The organism is Desulfofundulus australicus DSM 11792, assembly GCF_900129285.1.
Classification (GTDB): domain Bacteria; phylum Bacillota; class Desulfotomaculia; order Desulfotomaculales; family Desulfovirgulaceae; genus Desulfofundulus; species Desulfofundulus australicus.
Window position 1 is genome coordinate 1 of the sequence record NZ_FQUW01000047.1, and the last position, 18,670, is coordinate 18,670.

Below are 18,670 nucleotides of genomic sequence, written 5' to 3' on the forward strand. Positions count from 1 at the left end.
GAAGTTTTCCTTGACCTGTGCCCGGGCACGGTTCAGTACCGGCACGCAGTCGCCCAGGGTCTTGATCTCTTCCCCGCTCAAACAGCGGATCACCGGCAGATAGTAGGCGGTATCCGGATAACCAATGGGATGGTCCGCCCCGTAGGTGCGAATGGCCTGGTTGAGCAGGATCTCGGCATAGCTCAGAGCGGTAATGGCCCCTTCATAGGCTTCTTTAAAGAGCCGCTTGGGTTCTTTCCCCGGCTCGATCGCTCCTTCAAAAATCTGGTCAAAATTGATTTGCTCGGACATGCAGGTTCCTCCTTTCCTCCTGGCTCATTAATAGTTCTGGCAGAGAGCGGTTTCCAGATCTTCGGCCACCTTGCGGTGCACGCCCAGCTTCCAGGTGCGGTATTCTAATGCACTGAGCATCTTTTGAGCGGCTACAGCGGGATCCATCTCGAAAATGAAGTAACCGCCATATACGTCGCTGGCTACCTGAGTGATAATGCTGTAAATTAAATCGCTGCCTTCCACGGGCGGCATGGAGCCTACATGTACAGGTACACCCATGGCAACAAACCAGGAACCGATGGCCACTGCTTTGCCACTCATGGCTTCTGGAGCAGAAGCTATAAAGGGAACTTTCGGGGTATCCACACCGAGTGTATTGGCCATATCCATAAGGAGATCTGAAGCCCGGGTATTATCCACACAGGATCCCATGTGGAACACAGGTGGCAGTGGAGTGCTTAAGTTGGCTTTTTCACTGATCCGGGCCAGGAATTTCTTCAGGCCTTCACCGGCAAATTCCATGGCTTCAGGAGCCATCAGCCCCAGCTTGGCACATGCCTGGGCGGCGCAGCCGGTAGCTACCGTAAAGACATCATTCTTAATCATTTCCTTGGCAATGGTAATATGAGTATCATCCTGGAAGCGCTTTAAGTTATTGCAACCGGCCAGCAGGGCTACTCCTTTAAGTTCTCCGCTAAGAATAGCGTCAGTGATGGCTTTTACGGGATTGTCTGGTTCAACAGTGCGGAAGAGTTCATAAAGTGCTTCCAGGCTCCATCCCGCCACGACTTTATTCTTGATATTGGGAATGTGTACTTTGTTAGGATCTCTTTGTTTGAAGGCTTCAATGGCTAGCCGGATAGCTTGTTTTGCGTTATCAATTGCTTTGGTAGTTTGGAAGTCCAGGTAATAGGATCCTGGAATCTTGGCAATTGGCGAGGTGGTGATAATTAAGGTATGGAAGCATTCGGCAACGGTACGTATTGATGGCATAATGCACTGCACGTCCACAACCATGGCATCAATTGCACCTGTAGTGATGGCCAGCTCCTGTGAGGCAAAGGAGGTAACCAGAGGTACACCGTGGCGCATAAGCACCTCATTGCCTGTGCAGCAAATGCCCATCAGGTTAATACCAGCAGCTCCAGCAGCTTTGGCTTCTTCTTCCATTTCCTTTGCTGCCTGAACAATTATATCGGAAAGGATCGGGTTATGTCCATGTAGGACGATGTTTACTTTGGCCGGATCAATAACACCCATGTTGGCTTCGCTGACTACCGGTTTGGGAGTACCGAAGAGAACATCGGAAAGATCGGTACCCACGTGCATACCTGTATAGTCCGCGAGCGCTACCCTTAGAGCACTGAAAATTATATTAACTGGATCATTGTCCATACCAATGTGGGCCTGGCTGACCAGTTCAGAAATGGTATTGTAAACTCCGCTGGGCATAATGTTATGGCTGCGGAATTTTTCCAGTCTCCCCGGGGTTATGGTTGTTTTTACCCAGGTGGATTCACCAAATCCTTTCAACCGGCTGTAATCTGCCAGAGCTGCCTCGGCCACTTCCTTGGCCAGGGTCATGTTATCTTTCCCTTCAGTTTCAATACCAATGCGCTTGGCGATACGGCGCAACTTATCAGCATCTTTTACTTCATAATCCGGGGCATGGCCCTCGGCGCATTCCAGGAGGGTGTGAGCCATATGGCTGGCGTGTTCACTGTGGGAAGCCGCACCGGTAAGCAGCATTAGACCTACGCTACGGGCTACAATGGTCCATACCGAGGCTCCACAAATACCTTTGCTTGCGGGACCTTCATCGGCCTTAATCCGGCATGGTCCCATCATACAGAAACGGCAGCATATTCCCTTGTAGCCAAACTGGCATTGGGGTTGCTGGGCTACTACCCGGTCAAAGGTAGTGATAACACCCCTTTCTTTGGCTACGTCAATCATTTCTAACACTGCCGGGTCTATTGATCTTTTTGCCACTTTAGGATCAACAACCCTGGGGGCATTTGAAGGCCGGCAGGTATGGCTGGGATCTCTAAACCTTGGCATTGCTTTAACCTCCTTGGCTAAAGAGTTGACTGGTTGAAAATATTTATCGTTTATATTTGTCTTTAAATTTAAATAAAAGTTCCGGCTTCATACTTTCTGAAAAAATAATTAGTTATAACTTAAAACACTATTGTAATAAGTTGTTATACTTAATATTTTTATTGATCACCCGCCTCTCGTAATATTTTTTCACGAACCTTCCTCATGCCAGCCAGGAGATTTCCTGCCGCAACTGAGTTCGGTTCCATAGCGCTTTCCCATATTTCGTGGTTAAATTCAATAAAACCCAGAATTTCTTCGGGAGGAAACTGTCCTTTTATAAATTCTTCCTCCCGCGGGGAACGGATTTTATTACCAATAATTCTTACTTTACGAATTCCCAAGTCCGCTGCAAGCTTCTTGACCAGGTTTGCGGTGTTAATGCTGTTGCGACTGGGTTCTACCACCACCAGCATCAGGTCAACTCCCTTAGCTGTTCCGCGGGATAAATGTTCGATGCCGGCACCCATGTCCATTACTACTACTTCATTACTATCCAGCAACAGTGAGGAAACCACGGCATTAAGAAAGGTGTTTTCCCGGCAGTAACATTCAGAACCCCCTTTTTTTATTCCTCCCATGCGGATAAATCTAATATTATTGAACCGGTAGCTGTAATCTTCCAGTACATCGTCAACTTGGGGGTTGAGTGTAAAGAAGGTGCCATCTCCGGTTTTGGCCCGGATGAGATCCCGCATTTCTACTATAGGCTTTAACCCGCTGGCAATAGTTTCGGGAATCCCTATAGCAGTGGCCAGGCAGGCATCGGGATCGGCATCTATGGCGTATACGGTTTTATGGGTTTCGGCAAAAGATTTGATGAGGGCAGCTGCAATGGTGGTCTTCCCGACTCCGCCTTTCCCGGAAATGGCCAGTTTCATTCATCATTCACCTCGGATAGATTTCATAAATACTATTTCTAACTGGAAGGCAGTATTAATTAAATGTGTGTTTCTACAAACCCTGGTTTAATTCCTGCTTCATCTATTTATTTTTAAAATTTCGAAGTTACGATTTCGACGTGATTATAAAATTTCCTGCCGGCCAGAGAAAAAGTTTTGAACTCATGTATTTTATTTTATTTGTTATCGATTTCACATGATGTAAATTTTCATTTGTTTTGCAACAGTTCTTCCAGGCGAGCAACCCGGCCTTTAATCTCTTCTATTTCTTCTCTGGTAACGAGACCCAGATCATCCTTTAATCGTATAAGCTCCCGGCGAATTGTTTCTAAAAAATTCGTTTTTTCCTCTTCACCCCTGCTAACAATTTCCTGTAAAAAATTACGCGCCTCTTCTTTACCCATTTGACCCTTTTCCACCAGTTCATTAATCTTTTTTTCCACCCTTTCGGTGGTCATGGCCAGAGCACCAAGGCCAGCCAGGAATAATTTTTCAGCCGTTTTAAACATGTTCCTACCTCCCTATAAATTTTTAATAACGTAAATTGGTTTATATTTTTGCTGGATGGGTTTAAAAAATTCTTTCCTGGAAATAATAATACTACTCCGCTTTGGTGAGTTCTATCTCTCCCCGTCCAGCGTAAAGCTGGACTTTTTTTTGATTATAAACCTTGACGTTATTAGAAGTGAGGATTATAATTAGACTTGCATTTAAAAATTGATAATTACGGGATGTAGCGCAGTTTGGTTAGCGCGCTTGCCTTGGGAGCAAGAGGACGGGGGTTCAAGTCCCTCCATCCCGACCAGGGCCATTAGCTCAACTGGTAGAGCAGGCGACTCTTAATCGTCAGGTTGGGGGTTCGATTCCCTCATGGCCCACCAAACTGATAGACCCAGGGGTAACCTTGAGGTACCGTCCAGGTGCTGAAAAGGGGCCCCTGGTTTTCTTTAAAGGCATTAAGTGGACGGTCTATTAACTCCGGAAATACGTGTTCTTTTTTTATATTCCATCGCGTACCCTGTCTTCCATAGCGGTTGATATCCGTGCCTGGATGTTTCTTGAATGTGGTACCGGTGAATTACCCCTCGAATGCGTTTTCTTGCCAAAACAAACCCTCCCTTTATAACCTTTATTTTTTATTCTGTCTTGTAACGATCTTTTATATAAATACCGGACGCGGGCATAAATAAAAATTTTTTTAATTAATGGAATGATCTCAAGAACACCAATGAACAGAAAATTGGGGAAGGAATTTTGTCCGGGTTGTAGAAAGGTTACGTACAGTTAATGTTAATTGAAAGGGGGGGGCCTGATGAAACCGAAGAAGTTTAAGTTTAACTACCAGATCAACCAGGAGCTTTGCATGTCCTGTGCGGCCTGTGAGCTGGAATGCAGGGATGGAGGCATTTATATCGACGAGACGGTGCACTATAATATTAACCTTGATAATTGTACCCGTTGCGGGCGTTGTTATCGTGCCTGCCCGGTAGGAGCTATTAGTAGAGTACCCAATCCTTAAAAATTATAAGTGCCGAAATAACTGAAAGTTATCCTTTGATTACACCGAGAGGTTTTAATTTAATCATTACCTCCACGAGATCCCTTTGTTCTTCCATTACCTGATTGATATCCTTATAGGCCTGGCGGCATTCTTCGGCCAGGTCTTTTTTCTTGATTTTAAAAAGCTCAATTCCCAGTGCCTGCATTTCTTTGATAACTTCATCTACTGGAATTCGCCGCCGGGCTTCGTTACGACCCATAACCCGTCCCGCTCCATGGGAACAGCTGGCAAAACTCTCTGGGTTGGCCAGCCCGCGGCAGATATATGATGGGCTGCCCATAGAACCGGGGACAATTACATCCCCTTCCGCCCGTACAGCTCCCTTACGATGTATCATTACCTGCTGGCCAAAATGTTTTTCTAAAGAAGCGTAATTATGATGAACGTCTATTTCTTTGTCCCAGGTAAAATCGGGGAGCGTGGAATGACAGATTTCCAGAATAACATTCATCATTCGAGCCCGGTTTTCTCGCGCAAATTCAAGACAGAAATTCATAGCTGACAGGTATTGTTGTCCTTCCAGGCTTTCCAGTGGCAGGCAGGCCAGCTGCCATTCCCGGGGTATGGGAAAACCGTATTTTTCGTTTAGATTTATAGCCAGACGGTTATAATAGTCAGCTACTTTTTTGCCGAAGTTTCGGGAACCGGAGTGCAGCATAACCCAGACATAATTCTGATCATCGGCTTGAAATTCTATAAAATGATTTCCACCTCCCAGAGTGCCCAGCTGATATTTAGCGTTCTCTAGTTCTTCTTTGATCACCGGAACATCTGGAGCCCTGTGAAAGAGGGGGCTCTTTTGAGGTTTTTTATGGTGGTCAAAGCCGGTAGGAATAGCCTGCTGGATCTGATTTAAAATCCTTTTTAAAAAAGTCCTTATGTTATCCACCTTTTGGTTTGTCCTCACTGCACGCACTCCACATCCTATATCCACACCTACGGCATTAGGAATAATTACCCCTTCAGTTGCTAATACTCCCCCAATGGGCATACCATACCCCTGGTGAACATCAGGCATGAGGGCAACGTGAAAGCGGGCGAAGGGGTGGTTGGCTAGATGTCGGGCCTGTTCTAAGGCACCCTCTTCTACTTCCCGGGCCCAGGTTTTAATTGGAATTTTTTCCGTGGTAATAATTTTCATGGCTCTCACCTCGGAATGGCAAGTCCTATTATAACATGGGTTACCATTAAAAGCCAGAGATGTTCCGAAGGGGGAGCATATATAATCTGGATTTTTGTACATAATAAAAATGTCTTTTATGTGAACTATTAAACGGTAATGGTAAAAAGGAGAGATCTAGAATATGGGATGGTTTGAGTTTTTAGATAATAACCCTAACCCCGGTATGCAGAGGCAGCAAATGTCTTTTCATGTGCGTGAGGCACAAAAAGCCGCCTATGAAATGGGGATAATGCTCAGCCAGCTGGCGGCAACCCAGCCACACCTTTCCCAGCAATTCAGCCAGTTACAACAATTAAATGCCCGGGTTGGGGATTTATTACAACAGGTTCAAAAACAACTGGATCCACCTCAATCTTAAACAACATCTAATTCTAATTTCTAATAAATTCTAAAAGAAAAGGCTTTCGGAGAGAAGTTTCCCCGAAAGCTTTTTTCATTCAGCCTACCAAAAATACTCCCGGTGTTCTCCAGTTTTACCCGTTGAGGTTTTGCCTGGTCTGGTGAACATTAGATGAGCCTCTAATGTAAAGAGGGGGCTAATAGCCCCCCGTTCGATTTTTACTTTTTTTCTGGGATTAACCGCTAATTTTACCGCGGTAGTCCGGAAGCAAAATGGGAGCGACTTTCTGACCGAGTCCTTCTTTACGCAATTCTTCGTGATAGCGTTTTACGTGATCGAGGGTAAGCCTGCCCAGTTTTACACTTTTTGCTCTTTCGGCAGCATTCATGCCTGCCCGGCGTCCAAAAACAATAATGTCCAGCAAAGAGTTACCCATCAGCCTGTTGCGACCGTGTACCCCACCGGATGCTTCTCCTGCTACATAGAGATTGGGGATGCTTGTTTCAGCCTTGTCGTTAATTAATATGCCGCCGTTTTGATAATGAAGTGTTGGGTAAACCAGAATAGGCTGCTCAGCCATATTTATATTAAAACGTTTATACTGGCGAAACATGGCGGGTAGTTCTCTTTCTATCGTACCCTTTCCGTGAATTATGTCGATCATGGGAGAATCTAACCATACACCTTGCATTCCACTGGGGGTGGTGATGCCTTTCTTGCGTTCCTTGCACTCCCTGATAATGGCCGAGGAAACCGCATCTCTGGTTTCCAGCGGGTAGATGAATTGTTCACCTTCTGCATTAACCAGTTGAGCACCAAGGCCCCGTACCTTTTCAGTTACCAACTGCCCCACAATTTGTTCTGGAAATGCCACTCCCGTAGGGTGAAACTGGGTAGCATCCAGGTATATTAATTTGGCTCCTGCACGATAAGCCATAACAATACCGTCCGCTGTAGCACCGTAATGGTTGGTGGTAGGGAATCCTCCAATATGCAGGCGACCCGAGCCACCGGTAGCAATAATCACTGTTTTTGCCCTTACCACCAGGAACTGTTCTGTTTCCAGGTTATAAAGTACGGCTCCTGCACACTGCCCGTATTCATCAATAATTAATTCAACGGCCGGGGAAAACTCAATAACAGGAATACCGCGGTTTCGGGCTTCATCGCGCAGGGTGCGCATTATTTCCGCACCGGAATAGTCATGGGCAAAATGCATGCGCTTGCGGGAAGTACCTCCGCCATGAATGGTGTGCATGGTTCCGTCGGGGAATTTACTGAACATGCAGCCCAGGCTTTCCAGCCATTGGATACACAATGGTGCATCCAGTACCAAAGCAGCCACAAGTTCTGGAATATTGTAAAAACCCCCACCGCCCATTACATCTAGATAGTGAATGGCTGGGGAATCGTTTTCTTTATCTGCGGCCTGGATGCCCCCTTCCGCCATCATTGTGTTGGCATCGCCGTGGCGCAACTTGGTTGCTATCATTACTTTAGCCCCGGCCTCGTGAGCCAAAAGAGCTGCTGATGTACCGGCACCGCCGCCGCCAATGACCAGAACGTCTACGTCGAAATCAATATTATCTAGAGAGAATGTATCGGGGTCGAGCATACTCCGGCTTTCCAGAAGATCGGCGTGTTCATGGGTAAACTTATCACCCTTGTTGGGGCCTACTTTTACCACTCTGGTAGCATCTGGCTTATAGTCCGGGTGATAAGAACGCAAAAGATTTTCTTTTTCTTCTGGTTTCAGGCGAGGAAAAGTTTCTTTTAAACGCCTTTCTCTTGTTTGTTCTACGATTTTGATAGCTTCCTGCATTTCCTGAGTATACATCTCTATATTCCACCTTCCTTAAGGTTCAATATCCCGTGCGTTATAAAGCTTTTGTAGTTCTTCTTTATTCATCTTCATCAGCTTTTGTATTTCTTCGTCAAACTTTCCGGCTTTAATTTCTTCTACCCTCTTGGCCAGGTGTTTAGCTGGTGGGGCAATGTGACGGCCATAAAGACGCCGGGCCAGGATCGCTACGTTATAATGTACAATTTCAGCAGGGCAGCGGGAAGCACAGAGACCACACATGATGCAATCGAAGGAAAGGTGAGCTACTTTTTCAATATCTCCCCGTTGAGCTGCGGCTATATAGTCCATCACTTTTAGCTCCTGGGGGCATATCCTGGTACACTGGTTGCAGCCCAGGCAACGGGTTACTTCTGGATAATATTGCAGGATGGTAGAAAGGGTGGGGGTAAGTTCCTCCAGGTTATAAGTAGCTTTGTTAGCGGGGTAGAAAGGAATTTGGGTTAAGTACATGTTGTCTTCTACCATGGTTTGACAGGCCAGTCCAACTTTAAGTCTGAAGTCTCCAGGTTTGCGATAAACAGTACCACAGGCGCCGCAAAATCCTCCGCGGCAGCCGCATCCCCGGACAAAACGGTAACCTGCGTATTCCATGGCTTTCATGATTGTTAAGCCATAGGGGACTTTATAATGTTTTCCCATAATGTATATATTAACCATTTTTCGTTCTTCCGCCATGATTCTATCCTCCTTAAAAGCAGAACTGCGCTACGGTATGAATGGACTATGCTCCCAGTAGTAAAGGTTTGGGGTCTACGTAATGTTCGCCCAGTCTCAGGCTTTCCTCCGGAAGACCTAAGGTTAGCCCCAAAAGCTGGGTAAAATATAGGACAGGTACTTTAGAAAAACCATTGTTTTCCTCCGCCAGCTTTTCCTGCATCCAGTCCAGATTAAACTGGCATAAAGGGCAGCTGGTGATTATTGCTTCTGCCCCCCTGGCAGAAGCGGAGTATAATATTTCTTTGACTTTCTGTTTTACCAGGGACATATCATTTAAAACCTGGTAGGAACCACAACAGGTAGTTTTCCCCGGGTATTCTACCACCTCCGCACCCAAGGCACTGATCAGTTCTTCCATAATGGTAGGGTTTTCCGGGTGATCAAAATTCATTTCCGCTGCAGGCCGCACAAGCATACAACCATAATAGCAGGCTACTTTAAGCCCTTTAAGCTTTCTCTTAAGTTTTTCCCTGATAGCATCAAGTCCAATTATTTCCTTGCAAATTTCCAATGGGTGAATTGTTTCAATTTCTCCACCATAATTTTCTTCTAAATAATCATTTAATTTTTTTCTTGCTTCAGAGTTATTTTTAATAGCGTAATTAACCCTTTTCAACACGTGATAGCAAAAGGAGCAAACTGTAGCTAGCTTACCCCCCTCCATCTTTGCAGCATTTGCCAGAATACGAGCAGCAGCTACCATGCCAATGTAATTATCCTGGGCCAGGGGAAATACTGTTCCGCAACAAGTCCATTCTGGCAATTCCACCAACTCAACACCCAATGCTGCCAGGGAGCCCCGTGTTGTTTCGTCTAATCCCCTAGCTTTGCTGTGCAGGGTACACCCCGGGAAGTATGGGATTTTCATTCTTTCTCCCCCTTTTATGCGCTGAGCTTTCTAAATCCACTGGTTAATGCCATTTGTGGAACACGAGTAAGTATTTCGAGAGGAATTTTCTCAGCGATCAAAACCTCTCTGCCCTTACGCAAGTTGATCACACGCAAAGCTTCCATTAATCGGGCAATATCTATCCCCCGGGGACAGCGAGCAGTGCAAATAAAGCATGTACTGCATATCCATATAGATTTGAGATTGAGAACATTTTGATTTCCAAGCTGTATCATACGCATAACCTGACGTGGTGGATAATCCATCAGGTCCCTTCCTGTACAGCTAGCACTGCACGTCCCACACTGCATGCAAATGCTGGCATTTTGACCGCTTATTTCTTTAATACGTTCAATCAACTCCCGGCCTGCTTTTGCTAATGGTTCCATAGACATTTTTATCCTACCCCTTTAAACCAGATTCTTTATCCCCTGAATTTTATAATCTTTTTGTAACTTGATATTAATTTTTCAGACCCCACCTTTCCAGTTTTGTATAAACGAAAATATACTAATTCTTCCCCTTAAAGTTAAAATACCTAGCAAATTCCTTGCTAAGCAGTGGATAAAATTAATGTTATGTGAAGAGATTGATATAATTCTTTCTGATATGTACAGTAATTCATCATTATAAATCAGAAATCCTGCTTAATAATGAAAAAAATTATAACAGTCTCTACTTTCTATCTTTTATAAATTAACTATAGTTATTAGAAACAGGAATTCATTAACTCCCTACTTTACCCTTGGTATACCTATTTTATCCAGGTAATGTAGCAGTGGAATAGGGACCAGGTCCCCCTTCATAACCATTTTCCCGCCAATAAAAACCTGTGGTGTTTCCTCATAAGATAAGTTTTTCTCAAAACGATAGGTTAGCACTACATTGTTACCGTACAATCTTTTAAGTACACTTTCTAAGAACCGGTATTTGAAAGTTAAATCGTGCCCACCGGGCGCGCATTGCTGGGAAACTCAACCGGGGCCCCCGCTTACGCCAGCAGGAACATGACCCCGAACCTCTACTTTAACAGTCATCACGCACACCCCCCTGTTTACCATATATTACAAGAGCTACTATTACTGTCCAATTAATACGAAACATTGATCTCCCATTAATTTTATGACTATAATGTATAAACAAGAAACTATATCTTAATTCAAAAAACTCTTTTAGGTTTTTTATTTTTTATTATAGAAACGTCTGGAGTGAGTGGCATGGTATTCAGTCAAGAAAAAATTTTACCTGCCGGTATTACGGTTGAATTAGCTGGGACGGGCAAAGTGTACTTGCCGGAAGGTAGTAAGGCTATCGACTTATTATCTTATGCTCAAACTGAAAAGCTCCCACCTTTAGGGGTGAGGATTAATAATGTTATCCGGGACCTGAACTACCCTCTGGAAAATGGATGTTGCGTGGAATGGATTAATTATAACAGTGAGGACGGGCGACGAATTTATGCCCGTAGCCTGATAACTGTATTAGCCCGCGCTGCTTCTGAGGTATTACCTGGCTGTTCGGTAATTGTTAAGCACACACTGGGCAATGGCATTTACGGTCATATTCAGCTGGGTCGAGCCCTCCGGGAAAGAGATATTCATCTTATAGAAGAGCGGATGCGTGGGATTGTAGAAAGCGAAGAACCTATCATTAGAAAACGTGTACTTAAAGAAGAGGCTATCAGATTATTTAAGGAAACCAACCAGATTGAAAAAGCAGAATTGCTCCAATATCATCGCTCCCCGGAAGTAGATATTTATACCTGTGGCTGGTATCACGATTTTTCTGGTATACCGCTGGTGACTCATACCGGTTTATTGAAAGTTTTTCGCTTGCGCTTTTATCTTCCGGGCTTTATTCTGGAAATGCCCCGGGACAACCCGGAAGTAATTCCGGAATACGTAGAACAGGGTAAACTGGCCCATATCTACTTTGAAGCGGATAAATGGGGAAAAGTACTTGGTGTACGCAATGTTTCCTCTTTAAATAAAATAATTATTAATAATAATGCCGACGAATTGATACGGGTAGCTGAAGCTTTTCATGAAAAGAAAATCAGCCAGATAGCTGATATCATCGCAAGTAATATTGACCGGATACGCCTGGTTTTAATTGCCGGTCCATCTTCTTCCGGTAAAACTACCTTTGCCCAGCGGTTGGCTACGCAGCTCCGGGTCAATGGCATCCACCCTGTACCTTTGTCTCTGGATAATTATTTTGTTGACCGGGAAAAAACTCCACGGGATGAAAACGGGCGGTACGATTTTGAAAGCCTGGATGCTATAGACCGGTCTCTGTTTAACGATCATCTTACAAAGTTGATTCAGGGAGAAGAAGTGGAATTACCCTTCTTTAATTTTAAAACAGGGCGGAGGGAATTCCGGGGAGAAACTTTACGTCTTAAGGAAACAGATTTAATTATCATTGAAGGCATTCATGGACTAAATGATAAGTTAACCAGTTCCATCCCGTTGAGTCGTAAATTTAAAATTTATGTTAGTGCCCTAACGCAGCTTAATTTAGATACCCATAACCGTATACCCACAACAGATTTGCGCATTATCAGGCGAATTGTACGGGATAACAGGTGTCGCGGCCATAGCGCCCGGGAAACCATCAATATGTGGCCGATGGTGCGCCGCGGCGAGGAAAAGCATATTTTCCCGTTTCAGGAAAGTGCTGATGTTATGTTTAATTCTGCCCTGGTTTATGAACTGGCTGTTCTAAAAAAATATATTGAACCTTTGCTGGCAGAAATACCCCCGGATTGTCCGGAATACTCAGAAGCCCGTCGCCTGCTAGATTTCTTAAGTTATTTTATCCCATTAGATGATTCTGCTGTTCCGGCCAACTCTATAATTCGGGAATTCATTGGTAATAGCTGCTATAATGTTGAATAAATGAAAAGCGGAACGAGGTTTACCGGAAGCGGTGGCGGAGGTACATTCTTATAAGGCCCGTGATATTCTGCCGTAGGCGGCGGTTATGAACTGATGCGACATATGATGTTATCACAAGAGCTTCACAAAATTAAAAACCTCCGGTATCGGATTACCGGAGGTTTTATGTTTAATAACTTGGTGCGGCAGAAGGGACTTGAACCCCCACGGGCCTACGCCCACAAGAACCTGAATCTTGCGCGTCTGCCAATTCCGCCACTGCCGCACGTTATCAACTGACAGTAACTATTATAACATAACCCCTGTTTTTTGACAAGAGGGTGCTTACACCCTTATTCTCACCTTCACCATGATGTTACTTCATCTGCTCGCAAGTACTAATATACGAGAAGAACTACATGCTGTCAAGCAATAAAAAATTAAAAAATCTGGCGTGCGATCCTGGTTAACTGGGATAGATTGCAACATTCAAAAACATAGTGACAATAGGGCTTGTAAATATGCATTATACTATCTTCCCGGTTCCAGCTCTGCTCGGGTGCCGGGTTTAACCAGATTACTTGCCGGGCTTGATGACAAATTTCACGGAAATATTCTACTCCGGATGGCTTATAATTGTTCCGTGCATCACCCAGAACAATAAGGGTGACCTTCCGGTGGAGAACATGCAGATGTTCATGATAAAACTGGCGCCAGACAGCACCGTAATCGGAATAACCTGTCCGCCAGATGCCGGTTTGTCGCTGTATATTTCGGATGGTATTTTCAAGGTCCGGCTCTTTTATGTGTACAGTAATCTCAGCTATGGCATCAACAAAAGCAAAGGACCGGACCATACGGAATTTATCTTGCATTGTATGAACCAGGAGCAGCATGAACTGGCTGTAAGGAGCCACTGAACCGGAAAGATCACACAGCACAACCAGGTCCGGACGTGATAGCTGACGACCCTGATAACGGAGGATTACAGGTATTCCTCCGGTTATAGCAGCCAGGCGTACAGTGCGACTCATATCTACTGTTCTGCGGGCAGCAGGAATACGACGGTAACCAGCTCGGGTAGCCAGTCGACGTCCCAGGCGGGCCACCTGTTTTTTTACCTGTTTTATTTGTTCGGAATCCAGTTCGGCAAAACAGCGCTGGTACAAATTATTTTTACGCGCGGCATGTAGGAGTTCCATTTCCGGTTGCTTAACGTTGTGTTGTTCGATATCCTCCCCGGGTGTTGGTCCTGGCTGCTGTTTTCCTGTCATAAAGGAATTCGAATGAAAATTCCCACTTTCTTTCTTTCCGGGATTTTTCCTATTACCTGCCCCCTGCCCTGCCGGTTTCCCACCTCCTGAAAATGATTTATCTTCGCTTTTCATGGCCTGTTTCAGCCATTCTTTCATCTGTGCCAGGCGGGAATTAAACTCGTCCCTGGACAGGCGGGGAAAATGTGTGGTAATAAAGGTTTTATTTTTTTCAGCGTTCTGTGAATGTTTTTTGACTTTTTGTTTTAAAGTTAACCAGTATAAATCTAAGAGTTCCTCCAAAAGCTTCTCATGTCCACTTTCTTTAACCAGAGTAGACCGTATCGCCAGGAGGAGATTTTCCCGGGTGGGCTCCAAAAGAGAGATGGCCTGGAGCAGTTCCAGCAATTCTCCCGTAGAAACAGGAATACCAGCCTGCCTTAATATGCTTGTAAAACCTATTAATTCTTGAACCAATATAATCGGCTCCCCTTATTACCTGGATATTTCCAGGACTTCTCCGGTAAAACTTTCCATGGCTCTGTAAACTAGGACTAAGTGGTTTAACGCTTCTTTTACTCCCAGCTCAACCGAGGCAGTAAGCTCCATCTGCCTTTCTTTGATATTGTAGGTGGCCAGAAAAGTCCCTGAACGAGTGAACAGGTGAAATTGAGGCTCTTTTTTAAATTTCAGGTCTTTAATTAGAAGTTCGGGATCCAGGCTTATTTTATCTATTGTTCTGTGGATGGTTAGTTCACTAAAACCAAGTGAAGCAGTCAACTGCTGATGCAGTTCCTCCGTCAGTATTTCCGGACTTTCCAGGTAAAGTTCTGCTTCTATTTGGGAAGCGTTCTGCCGGAAAGTCAGGTGGCCGGCAGGATCAAAAAAAGCCCGCAGGGCATCCTCCTGTTCCAGATAAAGGATTTGTCCTTTATAATTATTTAAGAATTCAGCAAAGCATGCTGGTGTTATGAATTTCCGGCTTGATATGGTGAGCGTTCCCACCCGGGGTTCTTCCCTGGTGGTAGCTACTTCGGGGGTAAATACGCGCAGCACTTCTGCGAGGGAAATTTGATTTAGAACTTGCCGGCAGTGGTATTCCGCATCCCGAAAATGGGTGATAAATTTTATTTTTGCTACAGCTACGCCCCCCTGGATCATCAGAGAAACGGGACAGCTGACGGCAACATCACGTGATTGCCAGTGTACCTGAAATTGACCTGCCAGTTCCTGCGCTTCCAGGTCCAGGTGTTCCAGGAGGGTTAGCCTTTCCATAATTTCTGGAAGAGGGCGGGCCGCAGCAGTAACCAGAATCCTTTGATCGGAAACTGGCTCGAAATGAGAAGATGCATAGGTATTAGGCACAATGGAAAACAGCAGGGGTACAATTTTCTCTCCCCATTCCCAATCCTTGGTGGTAATATAAATATAACTGTCCCCCACGATCATTTTAAGACCGTCAACGGAAATTTCGTTACCCCGGGTGTGCAGGCCGGGCTGTGCTGACAGAAAAGTTAGCAGGACCGGCTTTTTATCCATATTGCGTGTAAGAATTTCTATCAGCAAGTTAAATCACCCGTTTTTAAACTGAAGGTAATTCTATAAATTAATAATTAAAAAGTAGCTTTTCGTCAAGAAGTTATCTCAAGATGTAACCGGGAGCGAAAATAATATGCACCGCTTGTTTCACAGTATTCAAAGTGTAGCCGATGGTCTTTTAAAGCAGAATTATATTTGTAACCGGACGATAGCGACCACCCTTTATCTCGCCGCTCACCTGAACAAGCCCTTATTGGTGGAAGGGCCAGCCGGGGTAGGCAAAACGGCATTAGCCAGGGCTCTGGCAGAAGCATTGAATACCCAGCTAATTCGCCTGCAGTGTTATCCGGGTTTGGACGAAGCAAAAGCTCTTTACGAATGGAATTATCAAAAACAACTCCTTTACATCCAGGTGGCCGCAGGAAATAAGCCGGCATGGGAGGATCTGCGCCAGGATATTTATACACCTGAGTTTTTACTGGCCCGGCCATTGTTGAAAGCATTTTTAGCCGAAAAACAGGTGGTGCTCCTGATAGATGAAGTGGATAAAAGTGATGAGGAACTGGAAAGCTTCCTTCTGGAAGCACTATCTGAATTTCAGGTTTCTATTCCTGAACTCGGTACTGCACGGGCCAGGCACATCCCCTTTACCATACTGACCAGCAACAGCACCCGTGAATTCAGTGATGCTTTTAAAAGACGCTGTTTATATCTTTATATCCCTTATCCTTCTGCCGAACAGGAGCGGGCCATTGTTGCTTTAAAACTTCCCGGAATTGACGGTCGCCTTGCTGCCCAGGTAGTGGATTTTGTCCATAACTTGCGCCGGTTACCTCTTAAGAAAAGCCCCAGTATAGCCGAAACCCTTGATTTTGCACGTACCATGCTGCTTTTAGGAGCAAAGCACCTGGAACCCCATGTTATGTCTGCAGCACTGGGGGCTTTGTTAAAGTTTCAGGAAGACGTGGAAAAAGTTTTAACCAGGCTGGAAGATCTATTGCCCGATACGCAGGCGGAGGGTAGCATACCATCCGAGGAGAATATTCATCCTGTTGTAGCAGTAGAAGATATGAAGGAGAAAGATGGGGTGGACCTATCCCGTTTTAATTTTTAAAAGGCTACCCGCTTATTAATTTCACCAGAACTTTGCGTTGCCGGGGACCATCAAATTCACAAAAGAAAATTCCCTGCCAGGTACCCAGTACCAGCTGGCCATCAACTATTGGTACGAACAGGGATGAGCCTACGAGGCTGGTCTTAATATGGGCGTCGGCGTTTCCTTCGAGGTGCCGGTAGCTACCTTCCCGAGGTACCAGTCTTTCAAGGCCGTTGATTATATCCTGGGCAACAGACGGGTCGGCATGTTCGTTAATGGTAATTCCTGCGGTGGTATGGGGTACGAAAAGATAACAGCATCCCTCGCTTATTTTTTCTGCCTGAATAATTTTTTTTACCTGGGGGGTAATATCTATTAGCTGTGAGCGGGTAGTAGTGTTAACGGTCAGGGTATGGAGCATCGTGGTTCTCCTTTCCAGCTGAAATTAGCATTATAGCCATCTCCACTGCTTCCTTTGCACTGGTTGCCAGCGGAAGGCCACCGGACATGCCCGGACGTTCCAATTTCCAGGTAAAAAGCCCGATCACGGGTTTTTTCATTTTAAGGGCCAGCCCGATTTCCGAGAGGGTGCCATATCCCCCACCAATAGCTACCAGGGCATCGGCAGCACAGGCTATAATGGCATTACGTGCATCTCCCAGCCCGGTGGGTATGGCGATGGAAAGATAAGGGTTTCCTTCTTCCCGCCGGCGTCCCGGGAGAATGCCAACGACCGTGCCTCCTGCCAGACGGGCGCCCCGGGAGGCAGCTTCCATAACCCCACCGCGGCCACCACATATCAGAATCGCCCCCCGCAAGGCAATTTCCCGCCCTACTTCCTCTGCCAGCTCCATTTCTTCTTCAGTACATTTAGCCCCACCTATAACGCCGAGATACCAGGTCATTATTATCCCACCGACAGGAAAACAATGAACAGTACTTTTCTTACAGTCGTTGAGCAGACTTGAAGCCCAAATTAAAGGTTAGAATTTCTAATTTGACGGACAGGTCCACGTTACGTATCTCTATCCCCTCAGGCAGGTTTAAAGCTACCGGGGCAAAATTTAAAATGGCTTCCAGGCCGTTTTTAACCATATAATCGGCCACATCCTGGGCTGCACGGGGAGGTACGGCAATTATGCCAATGCGCGCTTTGTATTCCTGAATGACCTCAGGCATTTTTTCCATAGGTAGTACTTCCAGTTCAGCTATTTTTTTGCCAATTTTGGTCAGATCGTTATCAAAGACCCCTACGATTTTGAATCCCCGGCTATTAAAACCCTTATAAGTACACAGCGCATAACCCAGGTTGCCAGCACCTACCAGTATTAAAGGCCAGTCCTGATCCAGCCCCAAAATCTTTTTGGTGTAACGCATGAGATCTTTGACATTATAACCGACCCCACGGGTGCCAAATTCGCCAAAGTAGGCCAGATCCTTGCGTACTTGGGCCGGGCTAACTCCTACTCCTTCGGCGATTTCACCAGAGGAAACAGTGGTTACGCCGTTACGGTCCAGTCGTTCAAGATATCGTGAATATATAGATAACCTGGTTACAGTAGCCTCAGGTACGCGCAGTGTCTTCATCAAATCCCTCCTTCTCCTTAAGTAAAATATTCTATGCAAAAAAGGGCTTTCTAACAGCCCCGGTAAAGAACCGGTTATAAGTTATAAAATTCACATGCTAGGTATTTTATATCATTTGTACCCCCTTATGTCAAATGACTTTTTCCCGGCGATAGCGTCAAGTCACTGTAGGAAATAAATCGAAAAGGAGTTACGAGTGCCAACCGCCACATGGGCTTTAGGCTGATTTGATTGCACGTAAAATCTGAGCAAGACTAGTGGTCGGCCCTTTCAACGCTGGAATATTGCCCAACGTCTCAAACGGTGGCCGCTCCAGCAATTTCCGCTGCTGTTGTAGACTTGTTTGGCATACTTTGAGAACAGTTACCGGTTTCCCGAGTTGTTTAAGGTATTGCTCTTTTATGTTAATGCCGTTGGCTTTCAATACTCGAATTCAATACTCGAATTCGTGCCATCTGGTCCATACCGGGCCGACTCCAGCCCATAG

Annotated in this window: 17 protein-coding genes, 3 tRNA genes and 1 pseudogene; 6 read left to right on the plus strand and 15 right to left on the minus strand. The window is 45.3% G+C overall.

The window, feature by feature from the left end; genetic code table 11:
• From BUB44_RS13640 to BUB44_RS13655, 4 genes and pseudogenes are all read right to left on the minus strand, one after another.
• Nucleotides 1-291, minus strand: a pseudogene (locus BUB44_RS13640) (acetyl-CoA decarbonylase/synthase complex subunit alpha/beta); the annotation flags it as partial.
• 27 nt (nucleotides 292-318) lie between these two features.
• Nucleotides 319-2,334 carry an anaerobic carbon-monoxide dehydrogenase catalytic subunit gene (cooS, locus tag BUB44_RS13645; protein WP_073167290.1) on the minus strand — a complete coding sequence of 672 codons (2,016 nt, stop codon included), beginning with the start codon at nucleotides 2,332-2,334 and terminating at the stop codon, nucleotides 319-321.
• A 158-nt stretch (nucleotides 2,335-2,492) separates the two neighbouring features.
• Entirely contained in the window at nucleotides 2,493-3,254 is a 762-nt protein-coding gene (locus BUB44_RS13650; RefSeq protein WP_073167293.1) for an ATP-binding protein, read from the minus strand.
• Between the two features lie 230 nt (nucleotides 3,255-3,484).
• A complete protein-coding gene (locus BUB44_RS13655) occupies nucleotides 3,485-3,784 on the minus strand; it encodes a phasin family protein (RefSeq protein WP_073167296.1) in 300 nt (99 codons plus the stop codon).
• Between the two features lie 218 nt (nucleotides 3,785-4,002).
• Between BUB44_RS13655 and BUB44_RS13660 the strand changes: the two genes are divergently transcribed.
• The 3 genes from BUB44_RS13660 (at nucleotide 4,003) to BUB44_RS13670 (ending at nucleotide 4,794) form a co-directional block, all read left to right on the plus strand.
• Nucleotides 4,003-4,080 (plus strand) — tRNA-Pro (locus BUB44_RS13660).
• Nucleotides 4,081-4,156, plus strand: a tRNA-Lys gene (locus tag BUB44_RS13665).
• A gap of 431 nt (nucleotides 4,157-4,587) precedes the next feature.
• A complete protein-coding gene (locus BUB44_RS13670; RefSeq protein ID WP_073167299.1) occupies nucleotides 4,588-4,794 on the plus strand; it encodes a 4Fe-4S binding protein in 207 nt (68 codons plus the stop codon).
• A gap of 28 nt (nucleotides 4,795-4,822) precedes the next feature.
• Here BUB44_RS13670 and BUB44_RS13675 read toward each other — a convergent pair whose 3' ends face one another.
• Complete coding sequence (locus BUB44_RS13675; RefSeq protein ID WP_073167302.1) at nucleotides 4,823-5,977, minus strand: RtcB family protein; 1,155 nt, start codon at nucleotides 5,975-5,977, stop codon at nucleotides 4,823-4,825.
• 163 nt (nucleotides 5,978-6,140) lie between these two features.
• On the opposite strand from BUB44_RS13675, the gene BUB44_RS13680 reads away from it, so the two are divergent.
• Nucleotides 6,141-6,377 (plus strand): hypothetical protein, encoded by a 237-nt coding sequence (locus BUB44_RS13680; RefSeq protein WP_073167304.1) that lies wholly within the window; start codon nucleotides 6,141-6,143, stop codon nucleotides 6,375-6,377.
• A gap of 217 nt (nucleotides 6,378-6,594) precedes the next feature.
• On the opposite strand, the gene BUB44_RS13685 is transcribed toward BUB44_RS13680, so the two are convergent.
• Genes BUB44_RS13685 through BUB44_RS13700 form a run of 4 tightly spaced genes read right to left on the minus strand, consistent with a single transcriptional unit; the run spans nucleotide 6,595 to nucleotide 10,224 of the window.
• Nucleotides 6,595-8,196, minus strand: a complete 1,602-nt coding sequence (locus BUB44_RS13685) for an FAD-binding protein (RefSeq protein WP_073167307.1) — start codon at nucleotides 8,194-8,196, stop codon at nucleotides 6,595-6,597.
• 18 nt (nucleotides 8,197-8,214) lie between these two features.
• Nucleotides 8,215-8,898: a 4Fe-4S dicluster domain-containing protein gene (locus tag BUB44_RS13690; RefSeq protein ID WP_073167310.1), complete on the minus strand. Its 684-nt coding sequence runs from the start codon at nucleotides 8,896-8,898 to the stop codon at nucleotides 8,215-8,217.
• Between the two features lie 46 nt (nucleotides 8,899-8,944).
• Nucleotides 8,945-9,808 carry a CoB--CoM heterodisulfide reductase iron-sulfur subunit B family protein gene (locus tag BUB44_RS13695; protein WP_073167313.1) on the minus strand — a complete coding sequence of 288 codons (864 nt, stop codon included), beginning with the start codon at nucleotides 9,806-9,808 and terminating at the stop codon, nucleotides 8,945-8,947.
• Between the two features lie 14 nt (nucleotides 9,809-9,822).
• Nucleotides 9,823-10,224, minus strand: a complete 402-nt coding sequence (locus tag BUB44_RS13700; RefSeq protein WP_073167315.1) for a 4Fe-4S dicluster domain-containing protein — start codon at nucleotides 10,222-10,224, stop codon at nucleotides 9,823-9,825.
• Between the two features lie 822 nt (nucleotides 10,225-11,046).
• On the opposite strand from BUB44_RS13700, the gene BUB44_RS13705 reads away from it, so the two are divergent.
• The gene (locus tag BUB44_RS13705; protein WP_073167318.1) at nucleotides 11,047-12,729 is read left to right on the plus strand and encodes a nucleoside kinase; all 1,683 of its coding nucleotides are present in this window, start codon (nucleotides 11,047-11,049) and stop codon (nucleotides 12,727-12,729) included.
• 178 nt (nucleotides 12,730-12,907) lie between these two features.
• Here BUB44_RS13705 and BUB44_RS13710 read toward each other — a convergent pair.
• The 3 genes from BUB44_RS13710 to BUB44_RS13720 form a co-directional block, all read right to left on the minus strand.
• Nucleotides 12,908-12,994, minus strand: a tRNA-Leu gene (locus BUB44_RS13710).
• Nucleotides 12,995-13,148: 154 nt separating this feature from the next.
• Entirely contained in the window at nucleotides 13,149-14,438 is a 1,290-nt protein-coding gene (locus tag BUB44_RS13715; RefSeq protein ID WP_073167321.1) for a vWA domain-containing protein, read from the minus strand.
• Nucleotides 14,439-14,456: 18 nt separating this feature from the next.
• Nucleotides 14,457-15,527, minus strand: coding sequence for a hypothetical protein (locus BUB44_RS13720; protein ID WP_073167323.1), 1,071 nt, complete (start codon nucleotides 15,525-15,527; stop codon nucleotides 14,457-14,459).
• 106 nt (nucleotides 15,528-15,633) lie between these two features.
• On the opposite strand from BUB44_RS13720, the gene BUB44_RS13725 reads away from it, so the two are divergent.
• Nucleotides 15,634-16,614: an AAA family ATPase gene (locus BUB44_RS13725; protein ID WP_073167326.1), complete on the plus strand. Its 981-nt coding sequence runs from the start codon at nucleotides 15,634-15,636 to the stop codon at nucleotides 16,612-16,614.
• 4 nt (nucleotides 16,615-16,618) lie between these two features.
• On the opposite strand, the gene BUB44_RS13730 is transcribed toward BUB44_RS13725, so the two are convergent.
• The 3 genes from BUB44_RS13730 to BUB44_RS13740 are packed head-to-tail and all read right to left on the minus strand — an operon-like array spanning nucleotide 16,619 to nucleotide 18,183.
• The gene (locus tag BUB44_RS13730; protein WP_073167330.1) at nucleotides 16,619-17,017 is read right to left on the minus strand and encodes a secondary thiamine-phosphate synthase enzyme YjbQ; all 399 of its coding nucleotides are present in this window, start codon (nucleotides 17,015-17,017) and stop codon (nucleotides 16,619-16,621) included.
• Nucleotides 16,995-17,501 carry a TIGR00725 family protein gene (locus tag BUB44_RS13735; protein WP_073167332.1) on the minus strand — a complete coding sequence of 169 codons (507 nt, stop codon included), beginning with the start codon at nucleotides 17,499-17,501 and terminating at the stop codon, nucleotides 16,995-16,997. Before BUB44_RS13735 ends, BUB44_RS13730 begins: the two co-directional genes overlap by 23 nt.
• Nucleotides 17,502-17,541: 40 nt before the next feature.
• Nucleotides 17,542-18,183, minus strand: a complete 642-nt coding sequence (locus tag BUB44_RS13740; RefSeq protein ID WP_027356306.1) for a redox-sensing transcriptional repressor Rex — start codon at nucleotides 18,181-18,183, stop codon at nucleotides 17,542-17,544.
• Between the last annotated feature and the right edge of the window lie 487 nt (nucleotides 18,184-18,670).